Here is a 24,266-nt window from a genome sequence, read left to right as displayed (position 1 = left end):
AAAGTCTATTATACAACTGAACCTGGAGGGAAGAAATGAGTTATTTCCATATGGGAATAACTATACAAAAAATAAAAGAATTGGTTGAGTTCTAACATATAACGAAGGAGTATAGGTAATAGAGCTGCCTTATGGGCGTGGAAGGTACGAAAAAAACAAAGCTAAGGTAAACACTACCACATCTATATGATTCTCCCCCCTTATTTTCATGCGAAGTGCAGCCTTTTTGTTTTTCATTATGTTTTCTATCTCTTTGATGATAGTAGTGAATTGTTTTTGAATCTCATTGAATTTTTAAGATTAATATAAATTATTTTGGGTTTTTTTGATATTTTATGGAACTTTTTGCTACTTTACTACGTCTATATATGGGGTGCATTGTCGTTACTAGGGGAAAGTAAAAGAAAAAACTCGAAGTTGCTTTTAAACTACTTGTTTCTAGAAATATCATTTCCGTAAGAGGAGTGGTAGTTCTTTGTCCTGTACATATAAAAAAGTCCAAAGGAGATTTACCGTAACCAAGGTGAGCTGCTGTACCCTAACTATTAGAGGGGGGTTTGTACATGAATTTTATCAAACGGGGATTGTTGAGCATTACAAGAAATAAAGGAAAGTCCATTATTTTGTTGTTGGTTATTTTTGTGTTAGGCAACTTGATTTCAGGAGCAATTTCCATTCAACAAGCAACGGGGAATGTAGAGACAAGTATTAAAGAAAAATTAGGTGCGGCAACAACGGTCGAGCTTGATTACGATGCTTTGTATGAAATGTCGGATGAAGAATTGAGAGAGTATGAGATTAAAAACTTAGATCTCGACCTGATTAAGAAGATTGGCGGATTATCCTATGTAAAATACTATGACTATAATACAAATATCCAATTAGGTTCAAAAACGCTTAAAAGTTACAGAGGAGAGCATCAAGAAGATTTTGAAACGGATGATTCTTTCCTAAGTATGGATTATAAATTAAAAGGGATTAATTATGCACCTGTTCTTGATTTTGAAGAACAGAAAGCAAAATTGAGTGATGGGCGTGTTTTTAATACGGAAGAAATAGAGAATGGTTCTTCGGTAGCCATTGTGTCTAAAAAATTGGCTGATAAAAATAGTCTTCAAATTGGTGATACGTTCGTATTAAATAGTGAAATCTATGGTCCAAGTAGTGACAAACCTGCTTCTACTCGTGATGTTGTGTTGGAAATAATAGGATTTTTCGAGCCGCAGTCGGTGAAGAAGGAAGAAGGATCGAACAAAGATCAAGGCATGTATGACTTCATGGATATGGATTTTCAAAATACCATTTATGTACCAAATGAAGTGGTATTAGCTGAAAATAGAGCACATATGGAAGAGTATATAAAGTCTGATCCGGAACTTGCAAAGCTGATGGAAAATGAAGAAATATCCGAGTACTATACGCCTATTTTTGTATTGAACAAGCCAGAAGATAGTGCATCCTTTGAAGAAGAAGTGAAGCCATTGCTACCGGAACTATATACAGTGCGGAAAGCTAGTGATCAATACGAAACGATTTCTGCACCAATCCAATCCATGTCAAAACTATCCAATTATGTGTTGATTGCAGCAATCATCACAACCGTTTTGATTATCGGTCTTGTCGTACTTCTGTTCTTACGAGATCGTAAACGTGAATTAGGCATTTACTTATCATTAGGGGAACGTCGTGGGCGACTAGTTGGACAAATCATACTAGAAGTCATGATCATCTCTCTTATTGGTATCACGTTATCCTTATTCACTGGGAACTATTTAGCCCAAGGCGTTTCAGATACGATGATTAACGCGGAGAAAGGTCAGAACAACGACGATAACTGGATGTATCCAATTTCTGAAATTCACTCTAATTTGACCACAGATGATGTCATTGCATCCTATCAAGTGTCACTAGATGCTTCATTCATCTTTTTATTCTATGGAGTAGGGATTGCAACGATTCTATTATCAACGATTCTACCGCTTATTTACATCATTCGATTGAATCCTAGAAAGATAATGTTGTAAATAGGCAGAGCGTTATTAATAGATACCCCTTTGTATTAGAAAGTAAACATCATATGAAAAAAATTTTATATTTTGTAAACCTACAACCTGAAAGGTGATGAAACATGATATTAGAAGTAAAAGACTTGAATTATTACTACCAAGATGGTGAAAATCGCCGTTTTATATTAAAAGATACAAACATTTCCTTTGAAAAAGGAAAGTTTTATACTATCTTAGGACAATCCGGATCTGGAAAGAGTACTTTTCTATCCCTTATAAGTGCCTTGGATACGCCACAAAATGGATCTATCTTGTTTAATGGACAAGATATTAAAGGTATTGGTTACGATCATTATCGCCGCAATAATGTGGGGATTATTTTTCAAAACTATAATCTGATCCCTACCTTTACAGCAGTAGAAAATGTATTAATTCCGATGTCTATCACAGAAAACCCGTTGCCGGATGATAAAATGACTGTCGCATACAATCTGCTAGATTATATCGGCATTGGTAAAAGTAAGGCGGATCGCAGGGTAAACCAACTTTCTGGTGGAGAACAGCAACGTGTCGCTATTGCAAGATCCTTAGCAACAAATGTGGAGTTGATTCTTGCGGATGAACCAACAGGAAACCTGGACGAAGAAATGGAACAAGAAATCATCGCTATTTTTAAGAAATTAGCACACGAACATCAAAAGTGCGTTATCGTGGTAACCCATTCCCAAGAAGTTGCTCAACAATCTGATCATATCTTCCAACTGAAAAAAGGTGTCTTGGCCCCTTATGAGTGACTTTTTATCCAAGTTTGGTAAAGATAATTATGATAAATTGGAGAGCGAGCAAAAAAATTCTAGGGAAAAGAATGAACCAAAAAGTGAAGAAATACAAGAAGAGCCAAAAGTAGAGACGGCACCGTCATCTAGTAGTAATTTTGAAAACAAAACTACACAAAGTAGATATTATTCTAATATGGCGCAACGGGATGTTGACAACGATAGGCCAGATGAAGAAGTAGAAGTGGACCCCGACTATAAGAGAAATAAACTTCGTAAGCAAGGGATCATAATTGCTGGATCCGTCCTTGCCGGTATCCTACTCTTTTTCATATACTATCAAATGGTCCATGTAAAGATGGAAGACTTTGTGGGTAAGCCTGTTTCCGAAGGACGTACTTGGGTAGCGGAAAACGGCTTAGAAATGGAACTAACTCAAGAATATAGTAATGAGTACGGAGAAAATCAAATTATTTCACAAAGTGTTTCAGTTAAAGATAAAATCCGCAAAGGAAAAACGGTTCAATTTGTAAGTAGCAAAGGGGCAGACCCTGAGGATGTTATTCCCCTTCCTGATTTTTCACTGCTAGGTCAAGCCGAGATTGAAAATTGGATTGAGGAAAATCATGCAAAAAATCTCAAAGTTGTGTACGAATTCAGTGAATCAATTAAGCAAGGGGAATTCATCCGACTGGAAATAAGAGATAGCAATATTGCGGCTGAGGAATATCAACGAAAAGATAGCGCTGCTGTGTACCTGTCTAAAGGCGAAGAAGTGTTTGTAAAGGATATCACTGTTCCGGATTTTTCTAACAAACCAAAAGAAGAAGTGGAACAATGGGCCAAAACAAACATGATTGAGATGGAATATGAAGAAGAAGATTCCAACACCATTGAAGCTAATTTGATTATCAGTCAGAGTGTAAAAGCAGACGAAAAAATTGCTAAGAAGGATCAAATGAAGGTGAAAGTCTCCTTAGGAAAGGCAACAATCGTCCCGAATTTCGGAGAGCTCACACTAGACGAAGCGAGTGAACAAACAGGATTGATGTTATCGGTAAAACAAAGATTCCACGCCGATGCCCCATATGGGAAGCTCATTTCACAATCCATTGAAGCAGGTACGAAACTAACGGACCAAGAGGATACAGCCGTCACTGTGGTGTATTCACTAGGACGCCCGTATTTAAGAGATTATCGCGGTCAATTAGATGGAGATTTACCAAGGTTATTTTATGAAGACTACCAATCAAAGGGAGCCAATGTTAATTACATTGTAAAATATGTCGACTCCCCAGAAATAAAAGGTACAGTTGTAGATATGAGTGCATTCAATCAATTTATAGCTATGACCTATACGGTTGAAGTACATGTCAGTAGGAATGATTCTGCCTCACCCGAACCAGTGATTAAGGGAGAATAAGTGTATAACATTTTATATCGTCAATGGCCTAGATTACGAGGACCATATCATAGCAACTCCTTAATCACAAATAGATTAGATAAGGCGCTTTCCTGATATGGAAAGCGCCTTTATGTAGTGGGTGGGCGGAAAGCTTGGGCGACCACAGGTCCAGTGTCCCCTCCCCCTCCTCCGAAATCGTAAACCACTGATTTTCAAGTGTGAGCACGTCTTAAATGGTGTGAGAGGTATAATTGGTTTGCATCCTACTCGAAATACCTTGGTGTGTCTCTTTTGAACCTAATTTTACCTCTGGAGGCTCTAAATCAATAAATTATAGTATTACTCTTACTATCAGAATTTTTTTTGAATTATTCAAAAAAATAAGAGCGGAGGAACATGCTGTCGTTGTGTTATTTTTCTAGTATTATAAAAAAATGTACGAGGAACCTGTCCCTGTGGACACTCACACACCGTACATTGTGAGGAAGTTGCAAGAATAGAACTTCCGTAAAATAGAGAAGGGGTGTGCTCATATGGATGCAAATAAAAAATGGCTCTCCATTCCTAAAGATATCAGAAGTCAAATTAGAGATAATGTTTTTTGTGCGCGCTGTTTAGATGTTGCTACCATTAATAGTTTTACGATTGAAGAGGATAAATTTGGAATCGTCTTAAAAGGAAAGTGTAAAAAATGCGGACATGAAGTGGCGCGGCTTGTTGAGAAATAAGTGTTTGAGATGAATCTAGTTGATAAAGGGTAAGTAGTAGGGCAGGTGGTAAGTTAAGAACCCCACCTGCTTTTTTGGTTTATTAAAGTATCATTCAGGCTGGATTTCGTTAAAATAAACATAGGCAATTTACACCTGGTTTACTTTACTGAATGTACGAGTTTGAAAATAAGGGAAGAAGCACGATGATCAACAGATGAAGTGCGGGCCTTGCTTGATGCGTTTGAAAAAGAAAATGGGGTGTAGGGACATTTTCTATGACCCCTTATTAAAACAAAAAAAGCCGGGAATACTTGTTCTTCTTCATAGGAGGTCCTATTATCTAGGTAGAGATATACAATAATGTGAAACTTTAAATATGGAACATACGTAAATTGAATGTGGATGGCGATAAGATGAAAAAAATGATTGAAATTTTTATTGCGGTACTATTTGCTTAGGGGTATCAGAAATTGTACAAAGTTACATGTTGACATGGATGTATGAAGGTAGTCCATATACTATGTCGAATATAGAAATGGAAATGGCTACTTTTACAAAGTTAAGTATTTCAGCTCTATTAGTAACTTTGATGCTTGGACTTTGAAGAAAACAAAGATTTTCATCGGAAGTATGAAAGCTAAATACTCGCTGTAATATTATTTAGTTTGCAAAGTATTTGAAGTTAACTACGGATGCTGGTAGGGAGGAACATGCTACATGACAAAAGAGATGTTTGTACAAATCAATAATTGTAAACTATTTGCTAAATTGGTTGGAGATGAAAAGAGGAAACCAACAATCGTAATGGATGCTGGATATGGAGATTATTCGAAGGCTTGGGATTCCGTAATAGCTGAATTATCCAAGTTGTCTAACGTTCTAATTTATGATAGAGCGGGACTTGGAAAAAGTGAGCCTAGTTATACGCCCAGAACCAGCCATGAGATGGTAAAAGAATTAAATGAACTGCTTCAGGAAGCGAAGATAATGCCTCCATACATATTAGTCGGTCATTCTTTTGGAGGAGTGAATACAAGATTGTATGTAACGAAATATACTAGTGAAGTTTGTGGACTTATCTTGGTTGATTCTACACCTGAAGATTACCGAGAAAGATTTCTACCAACAATGTCTGAAGAGTTTCAACAAGCCTACAACAAACAGTTTGTGCTTGAAGGTAATTACGATGAATTTATGGAGAGTTTAAAACAGCTAAAAGAAACAAGAAGGAAATTAAACGTACCGTTAATTGTCCTATCAGCAGGGAAAAAAGCCCATTATTCAGAGGAATCACAAGTATTGTGGAATGAAATGCAAGAAGAGATGCTTGAAATATCATCAAATAGCCAATTTATAATTGCTGAAAACAGTGCCCATTATATACAAAACGATGAACCAGAAGTGGTTGTTCGTGCAATTAAACAGTTGATTGGCAAAACTTAATAGGGGTAGGTAGAAACAGCTATGTTCCTTCCTACCCTATTAAATGAACTATTATTCTCTTACTCCTTTACAATCCCTAGAACAAAACCATCATATCCTTTTGAACCAACAGTTTGAATTGCTGTGGAATCAATACGTGATTCTTCTGCTAATAAATCGATAAATTGGCGAATTCCATTTACACTTTGATCTTGTGTGTCTGCATCAATCACACTCCCATTACGTACCACGTTATCCGCAATGATGACTGTTCCAGGTCTTGAAAGCTCTAGTGCCCATTTTAAATAATTGGGGTTGTTTGGTTTATCCGCATCAATAAAGATAAAATCAAAGCTTGAGAATCCCTTTTTTTCTAAGGTTGGAAGGGTCTCTAGTGCTGGTCCTACAATGATGTCAATTTTATTCTCAAACCCTGCTTTTTTTATATTCTCATTAGCCACATTAGCATGCTTTTCACTAAATTCAAGGGTCACGACATGCCCGTCTTCGGGTAATGCACGAGCGAGCCAAACAGTGCTATAACCGCCAAGAGTTCCAATCTCTAGAATATTCTTTGCCGCTTTCATCTTAGCAAGCAAGTAAAGTAATTTCCCTTGATTAGGTGATACATCAATGGCAGGTAAGCCAGCTTCTGTATTTGCCTTCAGTATTGAATCCATCATCGGATCGGATTCTTGAAGCTTACTACTAAAATAAGTATCTACATCATTCCATAAAGATTTACTCATTATGTCGCCTCCAATATTTTCATTTTCTATTATTTTATTCCTCCTGTTACTTAATTATGGTTCAGAAAAAAGAGAATAAAAAGAGTATAATTAAATTTAATATGTCCCCTTTTATAATTGAGTCATTACCATCATAGGAGATAAAGAGATGAGAGCTTATACATATTTTCAAATGAGAGCTTATCTATATAAAAAAGAAACATCCCAATCCGCTCATTTCAAACTAAGTGAGTTAAAAGAGTTATGGATTAAGTAATGCAGAATTAATAAATGTACATTCTTTACAAGTTGTACATTCGTTTTTAATATCTAATCTAAGAATATGGAGTGAATCAAATGCAAAATGAAACCAAACAATTTATCTATGTTTTGAAATTAATACCATCGCTACTGAATCAAGATAACTGGACAAAAAAAGAAGAAGAAATAGTAGGTAGGCATTTTGCAAAATTACAAGCATTACTTAAAGAAGGAAAGCTTATAATGGCAGGTAAAACTTTGGGTCTCGATGAAAATACGTTTGGTATTGTGATCTTGGAAGTTGAAGAGGAAGCGGCTGCACTAAAAATCATGGAGAATGATCCTGCTGTATCAGAAGGAATAATGACAGCAGAATTATTTCCATATAAGGTTGCTTTAATTAAAAATCAAAGTTAATACCAAAACTTATTAAATTATTTCACCGACAATGTATTTTTTATATGCTCTTGAATAATCGAGGTAATGATATGCAAAGAATCCCATTCTCCTGCTGAAAACAAGATGATGGGATATTTTCTTGTAAAAAGTGTGGTAGAAATCTGTCTTGCTGACAACCCATCTTCGTATAGCTTAATAACGTTCTCTTGAAGATCAACTAAATAATCTAGTTTATTTTGTAAAGCTAGACGTCCTTGCTTTAAGTAACCAGCATGGGAACAAAACACATCTTCAAAATCGTAGGTTAATACTTTCCTTAAGGATTCCATAATGGTTGGAATGCTTTCTTCACGTAGGGCGACCTTTGTCTTTTTCTGAATATACAAATCTCCCGAAAAAAGTTGGCCAGTTGCCCGATTTAAAAAAGCCAAATGATCAATGGAATGACCAGGTGTTTCAATCACGTCCCATGTAGCGTTACGGGATGAAAAGGTTTTGCCAATTGCCTTGGCTTGAAAAGGGCTACGCTTTCCCCAAAATAATTTTCGATACAAAGGATAATTTGGCTTCGTAGTACAATAATCAAGCATTACATCGCTCATATAAACAGATAGATTTTGTTCTATTTGTAAAAAAGCAGCACACCCAGTATGATCTTCGTGATAATGAGTGATCACCACTTGATCTATCTCTTGTTGCTTAAAAAATGGTGTAAATTCCTTTCCTAAAGATTTTGAACCTGTATCAATTAAAACCCCATCTAAGACGAAGCAATGAACGTTTAATGTTACACCTTGAAATGCAACGGTACCGTTCCCAATTTGAACAGCATTTATCGTCTGCTCGGTGAAGCTCTTTTTAAAAAGCATAGTAGGAACCTCCTCATCCCTTTACTCAAATCATAACAAAAAATGAATGAATACTCACTCAAAAAACTGATTTTGTAACGATAGGTGAAGCTAGGACTACTTTTTCAGCCCCCTAATATATGACAAACCACTTTGATACTATGGTAGACTAAATGAATCTGAAAATTTTTAATATAAAGGTGAGAAAAAGATTTTATCGCTTCGTTATATATAGTGTAAAAGCTTTTACAAAAATTAAGGAGACTGGATAGATGAAATTGGATGATAAGAATTTTATTTTACAATTGCAGCGTCAACAGGAAGAGGCACTAGAGTATATCGTTGATCAATATATGCCGTTGATAAAGGGTGTGACTTATAAAGTTCTCTCATCTGTTCATAACAAAGGGCTCATGGAGGAATGTATCAATGATATTTTTCTTTCTATTTGGAACAACTCAACCAAGTTTAAAGGTGAGGATGCTAATGATTTTAAAAAGTGGATTTGTGCGATTGCGAAGTTTAAAGCAATTGATTATTACAGAAAAGCAAGTAAGTCAACAGAGTTTTCCTCAGAAAATATGGAGCTGAATGAAGAGAAGTCAGCAGAAGATGAACTGATTTTAATGGAAAATAGAGATGAGCTGATTAAGTTATTAAATAAATTAGACCCTGTCGATAGAGAAATTTTTCTCATGAAGTTCTTATTAGGTTTGAATACCGAAGAGATATCGCTAAAGCTTGGTTTGACAAAAGCCTCTATTGCGAATCGAATTCATCGAGGGAAAAAGAAGCTATATGAAATAAGAACGACCTTTAAGTTAGGGGAGAATATCATATGAAGGATATTTACGAACTATTAAATGATACGGACATAGACGAAACGGAATTTATAGAAATGGAAGTAACAGAAAAAGAAAAAGCGAAAGTAAAAAAAGCTTTGAGAAAATCTATAAATAAAAAGAGAAAAAAATGGAATTGGAAAAGGAATGCATTAGTTGCTTCTATTGTAGTCGGCATCTCAACTACAACTTTAGGTTTGACGTTTCCTGCTTACGCCAGTAGTATTCCACTAATTGGAGATATATTTAGATTTATTGATGATGCCAGAGATGGATATTTTTCAAACTATAAGGAATTTTCCACAGAAATGAACGTATCAGAGGTAAGTAATGGGGTCAATGTGACCATTAATGATGTTGTTTTTGATGGGCACACTGTCGTATTAACTTATTCGATGGTAAGTGAGCATGATTTAGGAGAAGAACCCTACTTATCTCTACCTTTAAGTGTTCGGGGAGTACTCGGTGCAAGTGGAGGATCTCAAATTAAAAGGGTGGATGAAAACCATTATGTAGGCTTAATCACAAGAACTCTTAATGGTCATGAAGGTGACATTGCAAAAATCAAGTGGAATATTGATACTATCATTAACCTTGATACTGGTGAAGAAATAAAAGGAAAATGGGATTTTGCGCTTGCTGTTAAGTCACTTGGTAACCAAGGTCAATTAATTTATGAGAGCTCTGAACGCAATGGGGTGAAAGTAAACATTGAGAAAATTTCCGTATCACCAATATCTTTAATTGTTCATTTCAATCAAGAAGTTTCTGAAGTAGTCAGTAATCAATGGGACGATGTTTCTGTTGAATTAGAGATTAGGGACGACTTAGGAAATAGATATTCAGGTGAAGTGAATGGAGGTTCGGGGAAGAGGGACTCTTATGATATAAGTTGGAGTGCCACATACGAAAAATTAGACCCGAATGCAACAAAACTAATCGTTAAGCCCCATGTAATATTCAGAAATGTTCAATCTGGTGGAGTTGAAATCACGAAAAATGGAGAAGAAAAACCAATCCCTGAAAAAGTTGGTGTTGGCTCAGATCGTTTAGTATTGGATGATATTATTATTGAGTTGAATAAATAATATAACGGTTAAAAGGCTGCTTTTTATAAAGGCAGTCTTTTATTCCTGTGTCTTGATGGAATTCTTTTTCCACAATATCGTACACAAACCTTGAGCTTTCCGGCACTATTTGTTTTAATAGCAATAGAACAGCTAGAAAGATTAATAGAGCTAGAAGTGTTGTAGCTTATTAGAGGAGAAGAAGTAAATGTCAATTATAACTAGCCAGATGCGAACAGAAAAAGATTTCTTAGGAACGAAGGAAGTGCCTCTTGATGCGTATTATGGAATTCAAACACTGCGCGCAGTTGAAAACTTTCCTATTACAGGATATCGAATTCATGAAGAGTTAATACATGCAATGGCGATTGTGAAAAAAGCAGCTGCACTTGCTAATATGGATATTAAACGTCTTTATTCCGGAATAGGGGAAAACATTGTCAAGGCAGCAGAAGAGTTGATGGCTGGAAACATGCATGATCAAGTTATTGTCGATCCGATCCAAGGTGGAGCAGGAACGTCTATTAACATGAATATAAATGAAGTGATCGCCAATCGGGCGATCGAACTAATGGGCAAAGAAAAAGGCGACTATTCTAATTGTAGTCCTAATACGCATGTCAATATGTCGCAATCTACGAATGATGCTTTCCCAACGGCGATTCATATTGCCACGTTGAATCTATTAGAAAAATTGTTGGAATCGATGGAAGAAATGCACGCAGCGTTTCAACAAAAGGCGAGAGAATTCAATCACGTTATCAAAATGGGACGCACTCACCTACAGGATGCAATTCCAATTCGTCTTGGACAGGAATTTGAAGCATATAGCCGTGCGATAGAACGTGATATAAAAAGAATTAAACAATCGAGACAACATTTATATGAAGTGAATATGGGAGCAACAGCGGTTGGAACCGGATTAAATGCGGACCCCCGTTATATTGAATTAGTTGTAGAACACCTTCAGGACATCAGTGGACTTCCGTTAACGGGTGCGGATCACCTTGTCGATGCAACACAAAATACAGATGCTTACACCGAGGTTTCTGGAGCGTTGAAAATCTGTATGTTGAACATGTCAAAAATCGCGAATGACTTACGATTGATGGCATCGGGGCCAAGAGCTGGATTAGCGGAAATTATGTTACCTGCTAGGCAGCCAGGATCTTCCATCATGCCTGGAAAAGTAAATCCTGTTTTGCCAGAGCTGATTAATCAAGTAGCGTTCCAAGTAGTTGGAAATGATCACACCATTTGTATGGCATCAGAAGCTGGTCAGCTGGAATTGAATGTCATGGAGCCAGTGTTAGTTTTCAACCTGCTTCAATCGATCAGTATTATGAATAATGCATTCCGCACTTTTACAGAGCATTGCTTAAAAGGAATAACAGCCAATGAAGAGCGATTAAAAGAGTATGTGGAAAAGAGTGTTGGAGTCATTACAGCAGTTAACCCACATATCGGATATGAAGTAGCATCTCGAATCGCTAGAGAGGCTATTTTAAACGGTGTACCAGTCCGAGAACTTTGCTTGAAATACGATGTGCTGTCAGAAGAAGAACTGAATGTGATTCTGGACCCGTATGAAATGACAAACCCAGGTATATCTGGCGATTCGTTACTAAGAGATTTGGCAGTTTCTAAATAATAAAGGTGGATGTTTCTCTAGCTTCTAGCTTCTTTCGTTTTGCTAAACCAAAAAAGCAAAGAGAATGTTCCGATGTTTGCTTATCAGTATCTTGCAAAACCTTTTTTAAAAGTTCCTTTTTTAACTAGTCTGTTCATCGTTGATATAAAGCGATTCGACAAAGTTGTTAATCAAACGTTTGTTTAATTTTTACTATTTTAAAAGAATAGCCGTTTTGGTGATCGTTGCTTATACTTGGCTAACTTTAGGAATTCCTGAAACGAGGAGTCTAATTGAATTAAACGTATTTTGGCATGAAAAGCCTTCTACTTCTTGTAGGAGGCTTTTTTATGGAAGTGTAAAAATGTACGGTGGATGGTTCCGTATAGACTGATGTCAGTTAGGGTCCATTATTCCCAAGCAGTATCCATATGTTAAATCCCCCGTCTAGCTTCTTTCTTTCACTTTACAAAATAAAAAAAGCGAAGAGACTGTTTCGAAGTCTTCTAATCATTATCTTGCAAAATCTTTTTAAAAAGTTCCTTTTTTAACTAGTCTGTTCATCGCTGATATAAAGCGATTCGACAAACTTATTAATCAAACGTTTGTTTAATTTTTACTATTTTAAAAGAATAGCCGTTTTTGATGATCGTTGCTTTTACTAAGTTTCCTTTTTGGGGAGATAGATGAAAGATACTATCAAACTTACTAGACAAACATTTTTAGTTAAATGATAGTAGTGTGAATCTGTTCAAGCTGTTCTTGAGTTATTTTAGAATAAACCGAAAATATAAAGGTGTAATTTGAAAAAATGTCGAATGATAATTTTAAATGGGAAGGAGAAAGAAGTAGAAGTTTTTTGGCTTAGTTCTAGCAATAAGTATGCACAGTCTCTCTATTACATAGCGGTTGGGTATCATGTTATTGCTCTTACACTAATTGGAACTGTCATGATGTTTTTTATTTAAAGAAGTAAATTTTTTTATTGTAAAATTAGATGATGGGATGAGGAGGATGATAATGAATTCAAGAAAAAAGTTAGAGGTAACAGATTTAATAGAAAAACTTCCTGAGCATATTCAGGAAATCACGTTGAATTTAAGGAACATCATCTTTGAGGCATCGCCTGAATTAGTCGAAGAAATTAAATGGTCTAAGCCAAGCTACGCACAAAGTGGACTAGTATGTTATTTAGCGCCTGCAAAAAATCACGTCAATCTCGGTTTTTACCAAGGGTCAGAACTTAATGACACTGAGGGTGTTTTGCAAGGTACAGGCAAACAAATGCGTCATATACAGGTGAAAAAAGTAGAGAATATTAGGCCGGATTTGTATATTTCACTTATTCAGAAAGCAATAGAATTGAATAAGTGAAGAGAGCTGAATCGGAAGCTGTAACACAAAAGATAGTATCGTGCCTCCTGCTAGTTCTATGATACCCACAATGCTAGCCCTAGCCCAGTTCGTAGAAATTAACAACTGCCTAAAGCATGACCAAAAGACTGCTGAAAAATCCAGCAGTCTTTTGGTTTTCACTTCAATATGCTCGTCTATTATTTTTAAACAACCTTTTCCATCTTTACTTCTATGCCGCTTCTGATTCTTTCGAGTGAACTTTTTTCATAAACTCGTTTACATCAGAAGGCACTTTGCGGTCAATTTTTGAGACGATGTAGACGGATAGGAAGCCAATTGGAACGGTAATTAAGCCAGGTACATTAAACTGTAGGAACTCAGGAAGGGTAGACTTAAAGAAAATCATGTACATGGAAGCAAGGAGGCCTAATACGAGTCCGGCAATTGCTCCTTTTTCTGTCATTCCTCTCCACCAAATTCCCAAGATAAAGATTGGGGTAAATGTACTGGCTGCAACGGTGAAGGCCAGTGCGACCAGATGGCCGATGGAAGCTTCTTTTACCATAAGGCCTAGAACACCGTATAAAACACCAAGGATTATAATAGCAACTTTACCAGCTACTACACGTTCTTTCTCTGTAATATTCTTGCGTAAGAAAGTTGCATACAAGTCATGCGCTAAGGCACCAGAACTTGCGATGAACAAACCGGAAAGGTTCGAGAATACCGCTGCAAAAGCGCCGGCGATAACAAGACCAAGTAACCATTCTCCACCAAGTGCTTGAGCAGTAGATGGCACGACCATATTATTTCCGCCAGTGATAAGGTCATTCATTACTTCTGGATCTGCATTGCCACTTAGAAAGATAGAGCGTCCAACTACTCCAAGATACACAGCGAAGAAAAAGAAAACGCTTGCAATTCCAATCGCCATAAGAGCTGATTTTCGTGCTGCTTTTGCACTTGGATTTGTATAGAATCGCAATAGGATGTGTGGAAGTCCAATCGTACCGAGTGAAAGTCCGATTGTCATGGATATAGTTTGCCAGAATGATGGGAAGTAGTTACCTGTACCCGTCCAAACAGCACCATCAAATGGTATATCCTTTCCATCTGTAGTCATTCCCGCAGTACCAGTGATGACACCTTTAAATTCATTAATAGATGCTAATATTTCCTGATAATGAAGTCCCCCATAAATTGCCGCCCCTACCATAAGGAGAAACGCACCAAGACGAATCCATAATTCGAGAGCCTGGTTGAGAGTAGTACCCTTCATTCCACCGATCCCAACATAGAAAATCATAACCGTACATGTAAAGATTATTCCGAACTCATAGCTTGTCCCGAAGAACATGCTTAAGATTTGGGCAGCACCAAGTAACTGAGGAGCTGCATAGAAACCGGAAATTGCAAGAACTACAACAACAGCAGCGAGGCGAGCGCGTTTGCTGTGAAAACGATAAGCTAAAAAGTCTGCTACTGTAAAGGCACCAAATCGACGAAGTGGACCTGCAACAAATATGGCAAGGAGAGTCAGTCCAATGGAGAAGCAAAAGGCGTAATAGGCGCCATCATAGCCAAGCTGATATGTTAGACCAGCAATACCAAGGAAAGTCGCAGCACTTAAATAGTCTCCACCAATTGCTGAACCGTTTGTAAACCAGCCGAAGCTTCGTCCACCAACGAAATAATCAGATGCAGTATCATTCCTCTTTGATAGATAGGTGATATAAACAATCGATCCCATTAGGAGTATGGTTAATAGTAATTTAGGTTCAAATAACATGGCCATCATAGTGTTCTCCCTTTATCAGTAGGTGTTGTGGTACTGTCAGAGAACTTTTGGTTGTTCTTTAAACGTTTTTCATAAAGAGCCGTATGGATGTAAGCAATAATGAAAGCCATCGCCATTGCTACAATACTAGTAAAAAACCAACTATATGTCATGCCACCCCACATACGGGAGAACATGAAATCACCTGCATACCAATTTAAAATAGGAATTGCAAAGATAAAAATATAATAAAAGAGCGTAAGTTTAAGACCAGTACTGAATTCACCCTTCATGATCTTTTTGGTTTCTGGATCGAGCGGCTTTAGCTCACTAACATCTATTGTATCTGCCGCTACATAATCGTACTCCGTATAATCCCCAGCCATCGGATACTCCTCCTTCATATGATTTAGACTTTTACCTTTCCAAATTTACCCTCCTTTATTTTAGTGAAGATTGTATAAAAATGATTTTACTTTATATGGAGGAGATATACCTTACAATAAATTATCAGAAATATACAAATATTTAATATAATCTAATATTTGTACTATAATTTGGATAAGAGTATTACTTTACAGAGCCGCAGCATAGTAAGGCAGGAGGGAAAAGTATGTATTCAATTAGTCTAGCAATAGAAGATCAGCTAGAGTATGAAAAGCTAGCTGACTGGATTACAGAAGAATTTAAGAATCATTGTACATTAGTTAATGAGGGATCTAATCACCTTGAGATACATATTGCAGTTATCGAAGTAAGAAAATGGCACGATTGGGTGAAAATACATCGATTTCGTAAACGGAATAAAGAATGCATAATTGTCCCACTACTAGACCCAACCTTATTGTATACTTCACCACTTGCCCTTGAGTTTAAACTAAGATACCTTCTGGTGAAATCTGTGAAAAAACATCTCTTTCTTCGTACATTGAAAAGGGCTATCAGGGAGTTAGAAAATGTGAGTACTAGATTCCTTGAAAAAGAAGAATTTTATAATCAGGTTCATTCTGAACATATAGTAGATCGTAATACGTTACCTTTTCAAGAGGCATTTCTGCGTCGGTTAATGTCTGGTGATGTCCAGACGGAAGAGGAACTAATTCAGTCTCGCTTTTTTCTACCAGGTGAGGCAATACCAAATGTAGTTTGTTTCCTTCAGGGATTTGTACGTGGCCCTGTCAAAAGAGAACAAGATGGCTGGCATCCTCCTAAGATGATTCAAGAGGTTTTTAGAAACCGCTTTCAAGGTTATCAGCTATCATTTCTTTCCTATCGAAAACATTTGCTCATGCTTATCCAAGTGCCATCCGAGTACATTTCCTTAAAAAACTGGAAAGAAGGAGAGAATAGGATTCTTGATGCTATTCAAGTTTTGGAAAAAGACTATGGAATCTATCTTTATATAGGTGTAGGCTCTCTCTATCGTGAGCCACTGATGCTTCATCGTTCCTATCAGGAAGCATCTAAAGCTAGAAGGACCTCCCCTTATGAACGACTTTCATTACGTTATTTTGAAGAGATCTCGAAGGATTTACAGCTTCAAAAGTGTACAGACTATATTGCTCGCTATTGTAACGAAGACCTTTCCATAAAGCGGGTAGCCGGTCAAATAAACCTAAGCGTGCCCTACTTCAGTAAGATTTTTAAACAAGAAACAGGACGAAATTTTGTAGAATATGTCACTTTTGTCCGAATGCAACGTGCAGTATGGCTTTTACGTCATACTAATCATACGATTGAGTGGATTGCAGAGGAACTGGGCTTTAATACGCCGAATTACTTCAGTGGCACTTTTAAAAAGTATGTTGGCCTTTCTCCAAGAGATTACAGAGCGACAGAAGAAATTATTTTTGTTTAATTTATAAAACAAAATAAAAAGAGCATGGAAAATGCTCTTTAAGTTCATTTATGATGGAACCTTCGTGTTAAGTAGCTTAATACCCATCGCAATAAAGACGATTCCGGTTAATCTATTTAAAACCGTCTCTACTTTTGAATTTCCTCTTAATTTGCTTGTAGCCATGGAGGAAAAGAAAGCTGTGATTAAGCACCAGATGCCCCCAGTCAAAGTGAAAATTAGCCCTAAGATAATAAACGGAATAGGGCTTGAAATACCCACATCGGTCCTAATGAATTGGGGGAGAAAGGCTAAGAAAAACAGCGCTACTTTAGGATTAGTAACATTGGTTATTAAACCTTGTAGGAAGATTTTTTTATTAGTATGTTTCGGTAAGGTTTGTTGCTGTTTTACATTCTTTTTTGCCAGTAGCATTCTAATTCCTAAATACGCTAAATATAGCGCACCGATAATTTTGATGAAAGTAAATAAAAAAACAGACTGCATCATAATAACCGATAATCCAAAGGCTGCGAGCAACGTATGAACAATAACCCCAGCAGAAATTCCTAGCGCTGAGTAAATCCCAGCTACCCTACCTTGCGAAATACTCCGACTCACAATATACATAGTATCAGTACCTGGCGTTAAATTCAGCAAAACTGCTGTTAATAAAAACACCTCTAAATTTATAATCCCATACACCCATAAACACTCCTTGAAAACCACCTAAATATACTTAATATTATATTACTTCTTATCCATTTACTATAAATAAGTGAGATTTCCTATTTTCCTATTTCCATATATGCTAATGATAATATACAAAATGACAACAATCATTTACATTTTGTAACGCATATGTTACACTGATTTCAGAGTAATCGCGAAAGGGTTTTGTATATGTTGGAAAATAAAGTTCGAGAACTCAGAGCACGATTTAAAATGACTCAAAGTGATCTAGCTACAAAAGTGGGTATCTCTAGACAGACAGTGGGATTAATCGAAAAAGGGGACTATGCTCCATCCGTTATACTTGCCTTAAAAATTGCTCAAGTATTTGAAACAACAGTGGAAGAAGTATTTTGGATTAAGAGTAGTTAAGAAGGAGGTTAAAGAATAATGCTCGAAAGAATAATACGCTCTCCTTTAAGTATGATGTTCAGTTATTTTATATTAGGTGGATTGATTTGGTCACACAATTATTCCCCAGAAGAATTTAGACCATATGCAGCAATCGTTTCCATAGGGACTTTAAGTGTAGTTGTTCTATTTTACCTTTTAGTCTATGTTCATAATAAAAAAAATCCTAGCCGCAAAATCAGTTTCGCTTTATGGATTCCATATGAATTCAAAGAAGAGGATGAAGGGAAGCAATGGGTTACTTTTCAGGCTTGTCGAAAAGTGTATATGTTTTATTCCTTTGCGGTTCCATTTGCCATTATTATATTAACGATATTCAATCCAAGCCCTGGTATGTTGCTCGTTATGCTTTTTGTGATGGGAATGTCTCAATACGCTATTTATTGGTGGGAAGAAAGAAAATATATTAAAGATGATTCGGAGGAGATAGAATGAGTATTTATATTGCATATATAATTGTATTTTTATTAGGAGCTACCCCATTTTTAGAGGTAGTTGGCGTTATACCGATAGGAGTTGCAGCAGGACTGCCAGCTCTACCAGTAACTATCCTAGCGTTTTTGGGTAATATTCTTACAATTTGGTTGCTAATATTGCTGATAGATCGAGTGAAATTATGGCTTCAAAGACGTAAGGAGAAAAAGGGCAAAGAAGTGTCGGAGAAAAGAGAGAAGCGAGCAGCAACTATATGGAAGAAGTATGGTCTTCCTGGGTTAGCTTTTGTTTCTCCAATACTAATCGGAAGTCATCTAGGAGTAATTTTGGCGATGAGCTTTGGAGGCACTCGTAAGCAAATTACAATTTGGATGACCTTCAGTGTTATTGTCTGGACTGTGGGTATGGGAATCGCTTCACACTACGGAATTGACTTTCTATTTAATCAAACAGGACGTGATGGATTTTTAACTGACCTATTAGATACGGAATGAGCGCTTTGCAAGTTGTTAAGTGAATAACGCAAAAAATCACCTTGTAGTTAATTCTGCAGGTGATTTTTTTTTGTCTTGTCTCAGTCAATTGAAGTGGTGAATTACTAATATCCAAACTAAATAGGTAAACTACTCTTTAAAATATTCCTTCATTAGTTGATCAAGCGTTTGGAGTTCTTTTGTTGGGAATGGTGTAGGTGTATCTTTCAAGGTTACGACAGCACTATCAATGAGAAACTTCCTCGGTTTTTTTGAATGGAGAAGCTCATCATGGATGAAATCTAATAGCTCTGTATATTTGAGTTGATCTTTTTTATTTTGAACCGCCTGTTTTAACGTTATTATTACTTGCATTACTTCATGTTGAGTTGCCTGATTTTTATTCTGCGTATCTGGTGCCCAGCGCTCTAATATACTTGGTTGTAGTAAGTAGTCCTTTGATTCTGCTACTTCATGAACGATTTTCACAATTCTTTCCACACTGTAACGGACAACTCGATGAATATCGATTTTTGCTTCATAGGCCATCCCGAAAAATCTTATATTATTATTTAGAATTCCCAAGAACATAATGGAACAGTCTAATAAATAGGGGCGCTTCTGCTCACCAAATATTTCTAAGAATCGCTGGTAAATCCAACGAATCATTCTAATTTGGCCGCGTTTGATAAACTCCTTAAGTTCCTTATCATTTAGAAAATAAACTTCTTCAAAAAGAGAGATTAACTTGTTGGAGTGATTTGTTTCCATTTGAAGTTCTATTTGTTGAATGAAAATAGTGATATTGGCAGAATCTTGACCAATTAACAATTCATTGCGTTCTTGTTCCATTTTTTTATATAGGCTTCTAAAAAGTTCAATTAATAACTCGTTCTTTGACGCAAAATAATTATAGAAGGTTCCCTTAGAAATCCCGCTAAATTCCAAAATGTCTTGGATAGAGGTTGCCTGGAACCCCTTATCTATAAAAAGTTTGTGGGCGCATGTTATAACATGCTGCTTTCTATCATTCATTACATCACCTTATCGTTAGACTACTGGTACAAAATAATAGTACATGATTTTGAATGGTTACACAAACCAGTAAATATACAAGATTTTCTGATTGATAAAAATGAACGCATGGTATAAGATATATACACTATGAAATAAAGGTATAAAATAATGTACTATAAGTATAATGTGGGGGAAAAACAATGCAGCAAACTACAAACAACACTAACCGTCCACCATATGGAATTCTTGCTATTCTAATGGTTGGAGCGTTTATAGCTTTTTTAAATAATACGTTACTAAATATCGCGCTCCCTTCAATTATGCAGGAGTTACAGGTAGAGGCACCAACCGTTCAATGGTTGACTACTGGCTTCATGTTAGTGAATGGGATTTTAATTCCGACGACAGCGTTTTTAATTCAAAAATATTCGGTACGTCATTTATTTATAGTAGCGATGGGTCTATTTACAATAGGAACAATCCTTGCTGGCTTCGCTCATGTATTTCCAGTGTTATTGGCGGGTCGTATGCTTCAAGCATCAGGATCAGCAATCTTAATGCCACTCTTAATGAATGTTATGCTCGTAAGCTTCCCAATCGAGAAAAGGGGAACAGCAATGGGGATGTTTGGTTTGATCATGATGGGAGCACCTGCCATCGGACCTACCTTATCTGGCTGGTTAATTGAGCATTATGATTGGAGAATGCTTTTCCATTTTGTAACACCGATTGCTATTATTATTTTATTAATGGGGATATTCTTACTGAAAGATAAAAAGGATAGTTCAACGATTCGATTAGATCTTTTCTCCGTTTTACTATCAAGCTTAGGTTTTGGCGGATTATTATATGGATTTAGTTCCGCAGGTTCAAAAGGCTGGGATAGTCCCTTAGTTTATGGAACGATAATAGTGGGAGTTACGTCGTTAGTTTGGTTTATTTTACGTCAACAAAGCCAAGAAAAACCAATGCTCAACTTTACAATTTTTAAATATCCGATGTTTGCTTTATCTTCGGCCATTTCAATGGTCATCACGATGGCTATGTTTTCAGGGATGATATTATTACCAATCTATGTGCAAACATTACGTGGAATATCTCCAATGGATGCTGGGCTTATGATGTTACCAGGTGCAATTATTATGGCTCTTATGTCGCCAATTACTGGGAAGTTATTTGATAAATATGGGGGAAGAGCTTTAGCCGTAACTGGACTATTTATTACGCTTGTAACAAGCTACTACTTCAGTCAGTTAACTTTTGAAACTACCTATACCCAATTAACCTTGTTGTACTCCATTCGAATGTTTGGTATGTCAATGGTATTTATGCCTGTATCTACTAATGGCTTAAATCAGTTACCTGCACGATTCTATCCACATGGAACAGCAATGAACAATACCTTACAGCAAGTATCTGGTGCTATTGGTACAGCATTGTTAGTAACGCTTATGTCTAACCGTACAGAAAGTTATGCAAAGGAGCTTGCCGCAACTGGAATGGGTAATCTAGGTGCCAACCCAACTGAGGAAGCAATTGCAACAATGCAGCAGCAAGTTATGATGCAGGCAACATTAGAAGGAATTAACTTTGCCTTCTTTATATCTGTCTTTATCGCAGCTGTCGCCTTTATTCTTGCTTTCTTTATTAAACGAGTAACAAAGGCGGAAGAAACACTGGATGAAAAACCCGCTACACCTGTAGTCGAAAAAAAATTAGTCGAGAATTAAGGGAATGAAAAAGGCTGACCCAAGTATTTTAATGGGTCAGCCTTAAGTTTTCACTTTAAGGAAATTAGGCAAATGTTAGAAGTAAAAGTAAAACAATAGGACCAAATATAATTACATACCCAAGCGGTCGTGCAAAATTTAAAGTCCAGCCAATTCCAAAGCGTTTTTCAACGAAAATCGAAGGGTCATTTTTATTAAAATAAATGAGGCCGCCTTTCCAAAACTGGTCCTCATCCACTTCGATAATTTTTTCATGCTTCGTATCATCTACCACTTCCATATCAAGATCTGAATCCGTTTTTCCAACTTTGATTGCGAAAAAGGCAGTAGCACCCAAAGTGACAATCAAGATGATGACTGGTAAAAGAATGTTGATAAAATCATGAGCTAAATTTTCATGGAGAATAGTGATCTGTAAAAAAGTAAACATCATCGTTATGAGGACAGATGAGGTAAATAATAACCAACTAGAATATTTTCGTAATCTTAATTGTCTCATGCGAGAAGTATGGATACTTGTAGCCCGAAGTTTGATTCCGGATTTCTTTGTCATTTCATTTATTCCTAAGAACATCCCTTGCATGATTAAAATAGTCAAAGGTAATAAAAATACGGAAACGATGCTTTTAGCTGTAAAGGCATCAGGCCCATCTGGACCCCAGTGTATCGGAATTTGATTAGGAAATTGATGGTAGTTAATTGCCGTGAAGATGATAAGTCCGAATGTAATAAACATAGGAATCGTAAACAATATCCAAGAGAGCATTTCATCCTGAGTGCGAATAGCTAAATCTGAGACTTTTACTTGTTTTCTATTTTGAAACCATCGATCTTTTATTTTTAGCCGTGTTACTTTTGCGTGGAAGTAGAAGTAGAGAGAAAGGCTCCCCATAATGATAGCGAATGGAATCATTGTACCTAATAGGACAAGGTTATTTTCGGTAGGTGAGGTTAAAGTTGCCCACATAAAAAACAAAAACAAAATAATAATAGAGAAAATGAACGTAATCAGTGTATATAATTTTTTGTAGCGCATTAGCTCTTTGCTTTTTGTTTTTTCTATTGGAACGGTGACGCCAAACACAACCGTCCGCTTCATTAGAAAAGGAATTGCGGTTTGAACAATAATCAGAAAAATACTTGTAACCAATAAAAGAATCCACTCCATTGGTTATTCCCCCTTTACATTTGAAATAATAGACTTCACTAATTCATCAATATGACGGTCGTTCATTCCGAGTACTAAGGCTTCTACAATTACGGGCCTCAATACCTGTGAGAGCTGTTCAATCTGATCTTCAGGAACATTATCTTCCGCTTGCCAACAGATAACCGCACCAGACTTTGGAACAATTCGAATGATCCCTTTGTTCTCCAACTCATGATAACTTTTATTGACCGTATGCATATTTACACCTAAATCAGCTGCAAGAGACCGTACGGATGGAAGAACGTCTCCCTGCTTTAGTTCTCCTCGTACTATTCCTTCCATGATTTGATTTCTTAATTGAGCATAAATTGGTATATCTAATTGAGGTTCAATCTGGATAAACAAGTGTTCACCCCCCTAACTGTTATATATATATTATAACAAAACTGTTCTGTTATGTGTATAACAAAATTAAAATAGGCTGTAGATAATTTTTCGATATGTCAGTATTGTTAGAGGGTTTTCTCATTGGAATCGAGACTTGAAAAATAGTGCTTTTCTGAATGGGGGAAACTCTATATCATTATAGTAAAAAGAATGTTAGAGAATGGAGCAAAAACATGAATGAACGTAATTATGAGGAGTTATTGAATATAAACACGACAGAAAAACAAAAGGGATTCCATCCATCTTTTCATTATCATCGCTATGAACCAACTCCTTATCTCGCACTACAAAAATTATTAGAAAGTTATGAGCTGAAAAGCAGTGATAGGGTAGTGGACTTTGGATGTGGAAAGGGGAGATTGAACTTTTTTCTTCATTATGAAGTAAAGGCAACAGTAGTAGGAATTGAAATGGATGAAACGTTTTATCAAAAAGCTTTAGATAATCGTGAGCATTACTTTGAAAAGTATAAAGCGTTTCCAAAAAATCTTTCATTTATCAGTTGTTTGGCTGAAGAATACGATATTCACCCACTCGATAACCGTTTTTACTTTTTTAATCCTTTTACTGTTCAAATCTTCCGGAATGTCATCGATAATATTTTACTTTCAGTTGAACAATCATATCGTCATATAGAGCTCATTCTATATTATCCATCAGCGGACTATCTCTTCTTTTTAGAAAACCATCCTTCCTTCGAATTAAAGGTTGAAGTCCCGTTGCCTAGTTATGAACAAAATATGAATGAGCGCATTGTTGTTTATCAACTGACGTATTGAAAGTAATGCGATGATACTAAATTTAATT

24 protein-coding genes are annotated in these 24,266 nt (G+C 36.4%); 16 read left to right on the top strand and 8 right to left on the bottom strand.

From position 1 onward, the window contains the following. The first annotated feature begins 563 nt into the window (after positions 1 to 563). From BK580_RS21045 to BK580_RS21025, 5 genes are all read left to right on the top strand, one after another. Entirely contained in the window at positions 564 to 2,024 is a 1,461-nt protein-coding gene (locus BK580_RS21045; protein ID WP_078382230.1) for an ABC transporter permease, read from the top strand. A 104-nt stretch (positions 2,025 to 2,128) separates the two neighbouring features. Then, on the top strand, positions 2,129 to 2,800 hold the full coding sequence (locus BK580_RS21040; RefSeq protein WP_078382229.1) for an ABC transporter ATP-binding protein: 672 nt from the start codon (positions 2,129 to 2,131) through the stop codon (positions 2,798 to 2,800). Next, positions 2,793 to 4,205 (top strand): PASTA domain-containing protein, encoded by a 1,413-nt coding sequence (locus tag BK580_RS21035; protein WP_078382228.1) that lies wholly within the window; start codon positions 2,793 to 2,795, stop codon positions 4,203 to 4,205. The genes BK580_RS21040 and BK580_RS21035 overlap by 8 nt, the downstream gene beginning before the upstream one ends. 515 nt (positions 4,206 to 4,720) lie before the next feature. Beyond that, a complete protein-coding gene (locus tag BK580_RS21030) occupies positions 4,721 to 4,915 on the top strand; it encodes a hypothetical protein (protein WP_078382227.1) in 195 nt (64 codons plus the stop codon). A gap of 699 nt (positions 4,916 to 5,614) precedes the next feature. After that, positions 5,615 to 6,340 carry an alpha/beta fold hydrolase gene (locus BK580_RS21025; protein ID WP_078382226.1) on the top strand — a complete coding sequence of 242 codons (726 nt, stop codon included), beginning with the start codon at positions 5,615 to 5,617 and terminating at the stop codon, positions 6,338 to 6,340. Between the two features lie 59 nt (positions 6,341 to 6,399). Here the strand turns inward: BK580_RS21025 and BK580_RS21020 are convergent, their stop codons facing one another. Continuing rightward, positions 6,400 to 7,068, bottom strand: a complete 669-nt coding sequence (locus tag BK580_RS21020) for an O-methyltransferase (RefSeq protein ID WP_078382225.1) — start codon at positions 7,066 to 7,068, stop codon at positions 6,400 to 6,402. 336 nt (positions 7,069 to 7,404) lie between these two features. Between BK580_RS21020 and BK580_RS21015 the strand changes: the two genes are divergently transcribed. Continuing rightward, positions 7,405 to 7,725 carry a YciI family protein gene (locus BK580_RS21015; RefSeq protein WP_078382224.1) on the top strand — a complete coding sequence of 107 codons (321 nt, stop codon included), beginning with the start codon at positions 7,405 to 7,407 and terminating at the stop codon, positions 7,723 to 7,725. Between the two features lie 17 nt (positions 7,726 to 7,742). Here BK580_RS21015 and BK580_RS21010 read toward each other — a convergent pair whose 3' ends face one another. After that, complete coding sequence (locus BK580_RS21010; RefSeq protein ID WP_078382223.1) at positions 7,743 to 8,576, bottom strand: MBL fold metallo-hydrolase; 834 nt, start codon at positions 8,574 to 8,576, stop codon at positions 7,743 to 7,745. Between the two features lie 251 nt (positions 8,577 to 8,827). Here BK580_RS21010 and BK580_RS21005 point away from each other — a divergent pair, with 251 nt between their 5' ends. The 4 genes from BK580_RS21005 (at position 8,828) to BK580_RS20990 (ending at position 13,468) form a co-directional block, all read left to right on the top strand. After that, complete coding sequence (locus tag BK580_RS21005) at positions 8,828 to 9,397, top strand: sigma-70 family RNA polymerase sigma factor (RefSeq protein WP_078382222.1); 570 nt, start codon at positions 8,828 to 8,830, stop codon at positions 9,395 to 9,397. Further along, complete coding sequence (locus BK580_RS21000) at positions 9,394 to 10,485, top strand: DUF4179 domain-containing protein (protein WP_078382221.1); 1,092 nt, start codon at positions 9,394 to 9,396, stop codon at positions 10,483 to 10,485. Before BK580_RS21005 ends, BK580_RS21000 begins: the two co-directional genes overlap by 4 nt. A 187-nt stretch (positions 10,486 to 10,672) precedes the next feature. Next, a complete protein-coding gene (aspA, locus tag BK580_RS20995; protein ID WP_078382220.1) occupies positions 10,673 to 12,115 on the top strand; it encodes an aspartate ammonia-lyase in 1,443 nt (480 codons plus the stop codon). 999 nt (positions 12,116 to 13,114) lie between these two features. After that, positions 13,115 to 13,468: a DUF1801 domain-containing protein gene (locus tag BK580_RS20990; RefSeq protein ID WP_078382219.1), complete on the top strand. Its 354-nt coding sequence runs from the start codon at positions 13,115 to 13,117 to the stop codon at positions 13,466 to 13,468. Positions 13,469 to 13,679: 211 nt separating this feature from the next. Here the strand turns inward: BK580_RS20990 and BK580_RS20985 are convergent, their stop codons facing one another. Beyond that, entirely contained in the window at positions 13,680 to 15,248 is a 1,569-nt protein-coding gene (locus tag BK580_RS20985; RefSeq protein ID WP_078382218.1) for a sodium/solute symporter, read from the bottom strand. Next, entirely contained in the window at positions 15,245 to 15,613 is a 369-nt protein-coding gene (locus BK580_RS20980) for a hypothetical protein (RefSeq protein WP_078382217.1), read from the bottom strand. The genes BK580_RS20985 and BK580_RS20980 overlap by 4 nt, the downstream gene beginning before the upstream one ends. A gap of 227 nt (positions 15,614 to 15,840) precedes the next feature. Here BK580_RS20980 and BK580_RS20975 point away from each other — a divergent pair, with 227 nt between their 5' ends. Next, positions 15,841 to 17,085, top strand: coding sequence for a helix-turn-helix transcriptional regulator (locus tag BK580_RS20975; protein WP_078382216.1), 1,245 nt, complete (start codon positions 15,841 to 15,843; stop codon positions 17,083 to 17,085). Positions 17,086 to 17,133: 48 nt separating this feature from the next. Here the strand turns inward: BK580_RS20975 and BK580_RS20970 are convergent, their stop codons facing one another. Next, positions 17,134 to 17,769, bottom strand: a complete 636-nt coding sequence (locus BK580_RS20970) for a LysE family translocator (RefSeq protein ID WP_078382215.1) — start codon at positions 17,767 to 17,769, stop codon at positions 17,134 to 17,136. A gap of 198 nt (positions 17,770 to 17,967) precedes the next feature. On the opposite strand from BK580_RS20970, the gene BK580_RS20965 reads away from it, so the two are divergent. The 3 genes from BK580_RS20965 to BK580_RS20955 are packed head-to-tail and all read left to right on the top strand — an operon-like array spanning position 17,968 to position 19,136. Then, positions 17,968 to 18,168: a helix-turn-helix transcriptional regulator gene (locus BK580_RS20965; RefSeq protein WP_078382214.1), complete on the top strand. Its 201-nt coding sequence runs from the start codon at positions 17,968 to 17,970 to the stop codon at positions 18,166 to 18,168. 18 nt (positions 18,169 to 18,186) lie between these two features. Next, positions 18,187 to 18,642: a hypothetical protein gene (locus tag BK580_RS20960; protein WP_078382213.1), complete on the top strand. Its 456-nt coding sequence runs from the start codon at positions 18,187 to 18,189 to the stop codon at positions 18,640 to 18,642. Continuing rightward, complete coding sequence (locus BK580_RS20955; RefSeq protein WP_078382212.1) at positions 18,639 to 19,136, top strand: small multi-drug export protein; 498 nt, start codon at positions 18,639 to 18,641, stop codon at positions 19,134 to 19,136. Before BK580_RS20960 ends, BK580_RS20955 begins: the two co-directional genes overlap by 4 nt. 129 nt (positions 19,137 to 19,265) lie before the next feature. On the opposite strand, the gene BK580_RS20950 is transcribed toward BK580_RS20955, so the two are convergent. Beyond that, positions 19,266 to 20,150 carry a TetR/AcrR family transcriptional regulator gene (locus BK580_RS20950; protein ID WP_078382211.1) on the bottom strand — a complete coding sequence of 295 codons (885 nt, stop codon included), beginning with the start codon at positions 20,148 to 20,150 and terminating at the stop codon, positions 19,266 to 19,268. A 182-nt stretch (positions 20,151 to 20,332) separates the two neighbouring features. On the opposite strand from BK580_RS20950, the gene BK580_RS20945 reads away from it, so the two are divergent. Next, entirely contained in the window at positions 20,333 to 21,862 is a 1,530-nt protein-coding gene (locus BK580_RS20945; RefSeq protein WP_078382210.1) for a DHA2 family efflux MFS transporter permease subunit, read from the top strand. Positions 21,863 to 21,926: 64 nt separating this feature from the next. Here BK580_RS20945 and BK580_RS20940 read toward each other — a convergent pair whose 3' ends face one another. Beyond that, the gene (locus BK580_RS20940) at positions 21,927 to 23,030 is read right to left on the bottom strand and encodes a DUF1648 domain-containing protein (RefSeq protein WP_078382209.1); all 1,104 of its coding nucleotides are present in this window, start codon (positions 23,028 to 23,030) and stop codon (positions 21,927 to 21,929) included. Positions 23,031 to 23,033: 3 nt separating this feature from the next. Further along, positions 23,034 to 23,417 (bottom strand): GntR family transcriptional regulator, encoded by a 384-nt coding sequence (locus BK580_RS20935; protein WP_078382208.1) that lies wholly within the window; start codon positions 23,415 to 23,417, stop codon positions 23,034 to 23,036. A gap of 215 nt (positions 23,418 to 23,632) precedes the next feature. Here BK580_RS20935 and BK580_RS20930 point away from each other — a divergent pair, with 215 nt between their 5' ends. Then, positions 23,633 to 24,238, top strand: a complete 606-nt coding sequence (locus BK580_RS20930) for a methyltransferase (RefSeq protein ID WP_078382207.1) — start codon at positions 23,633 to 23,635, stop codon at positions 24,236 to 24,238. The last annotated feature ends 28 nt before the right edge of the window (positions 24,239 to 24,266 follow it).

Source organism: Sutcliffiella halmapala (genome assembly GCF_002019665.1).
Lineage (GTDB): Bacteria > Bacillota > Bacilli > Bacillales > Bacillaceae_I > Sutcliffiella_A > Sutcliffiella_A halmapala.
Note: the sequence above shows the minus strand (reverse complement) of the source record. Positions and strands in the feature narration are given on the sequence as shown.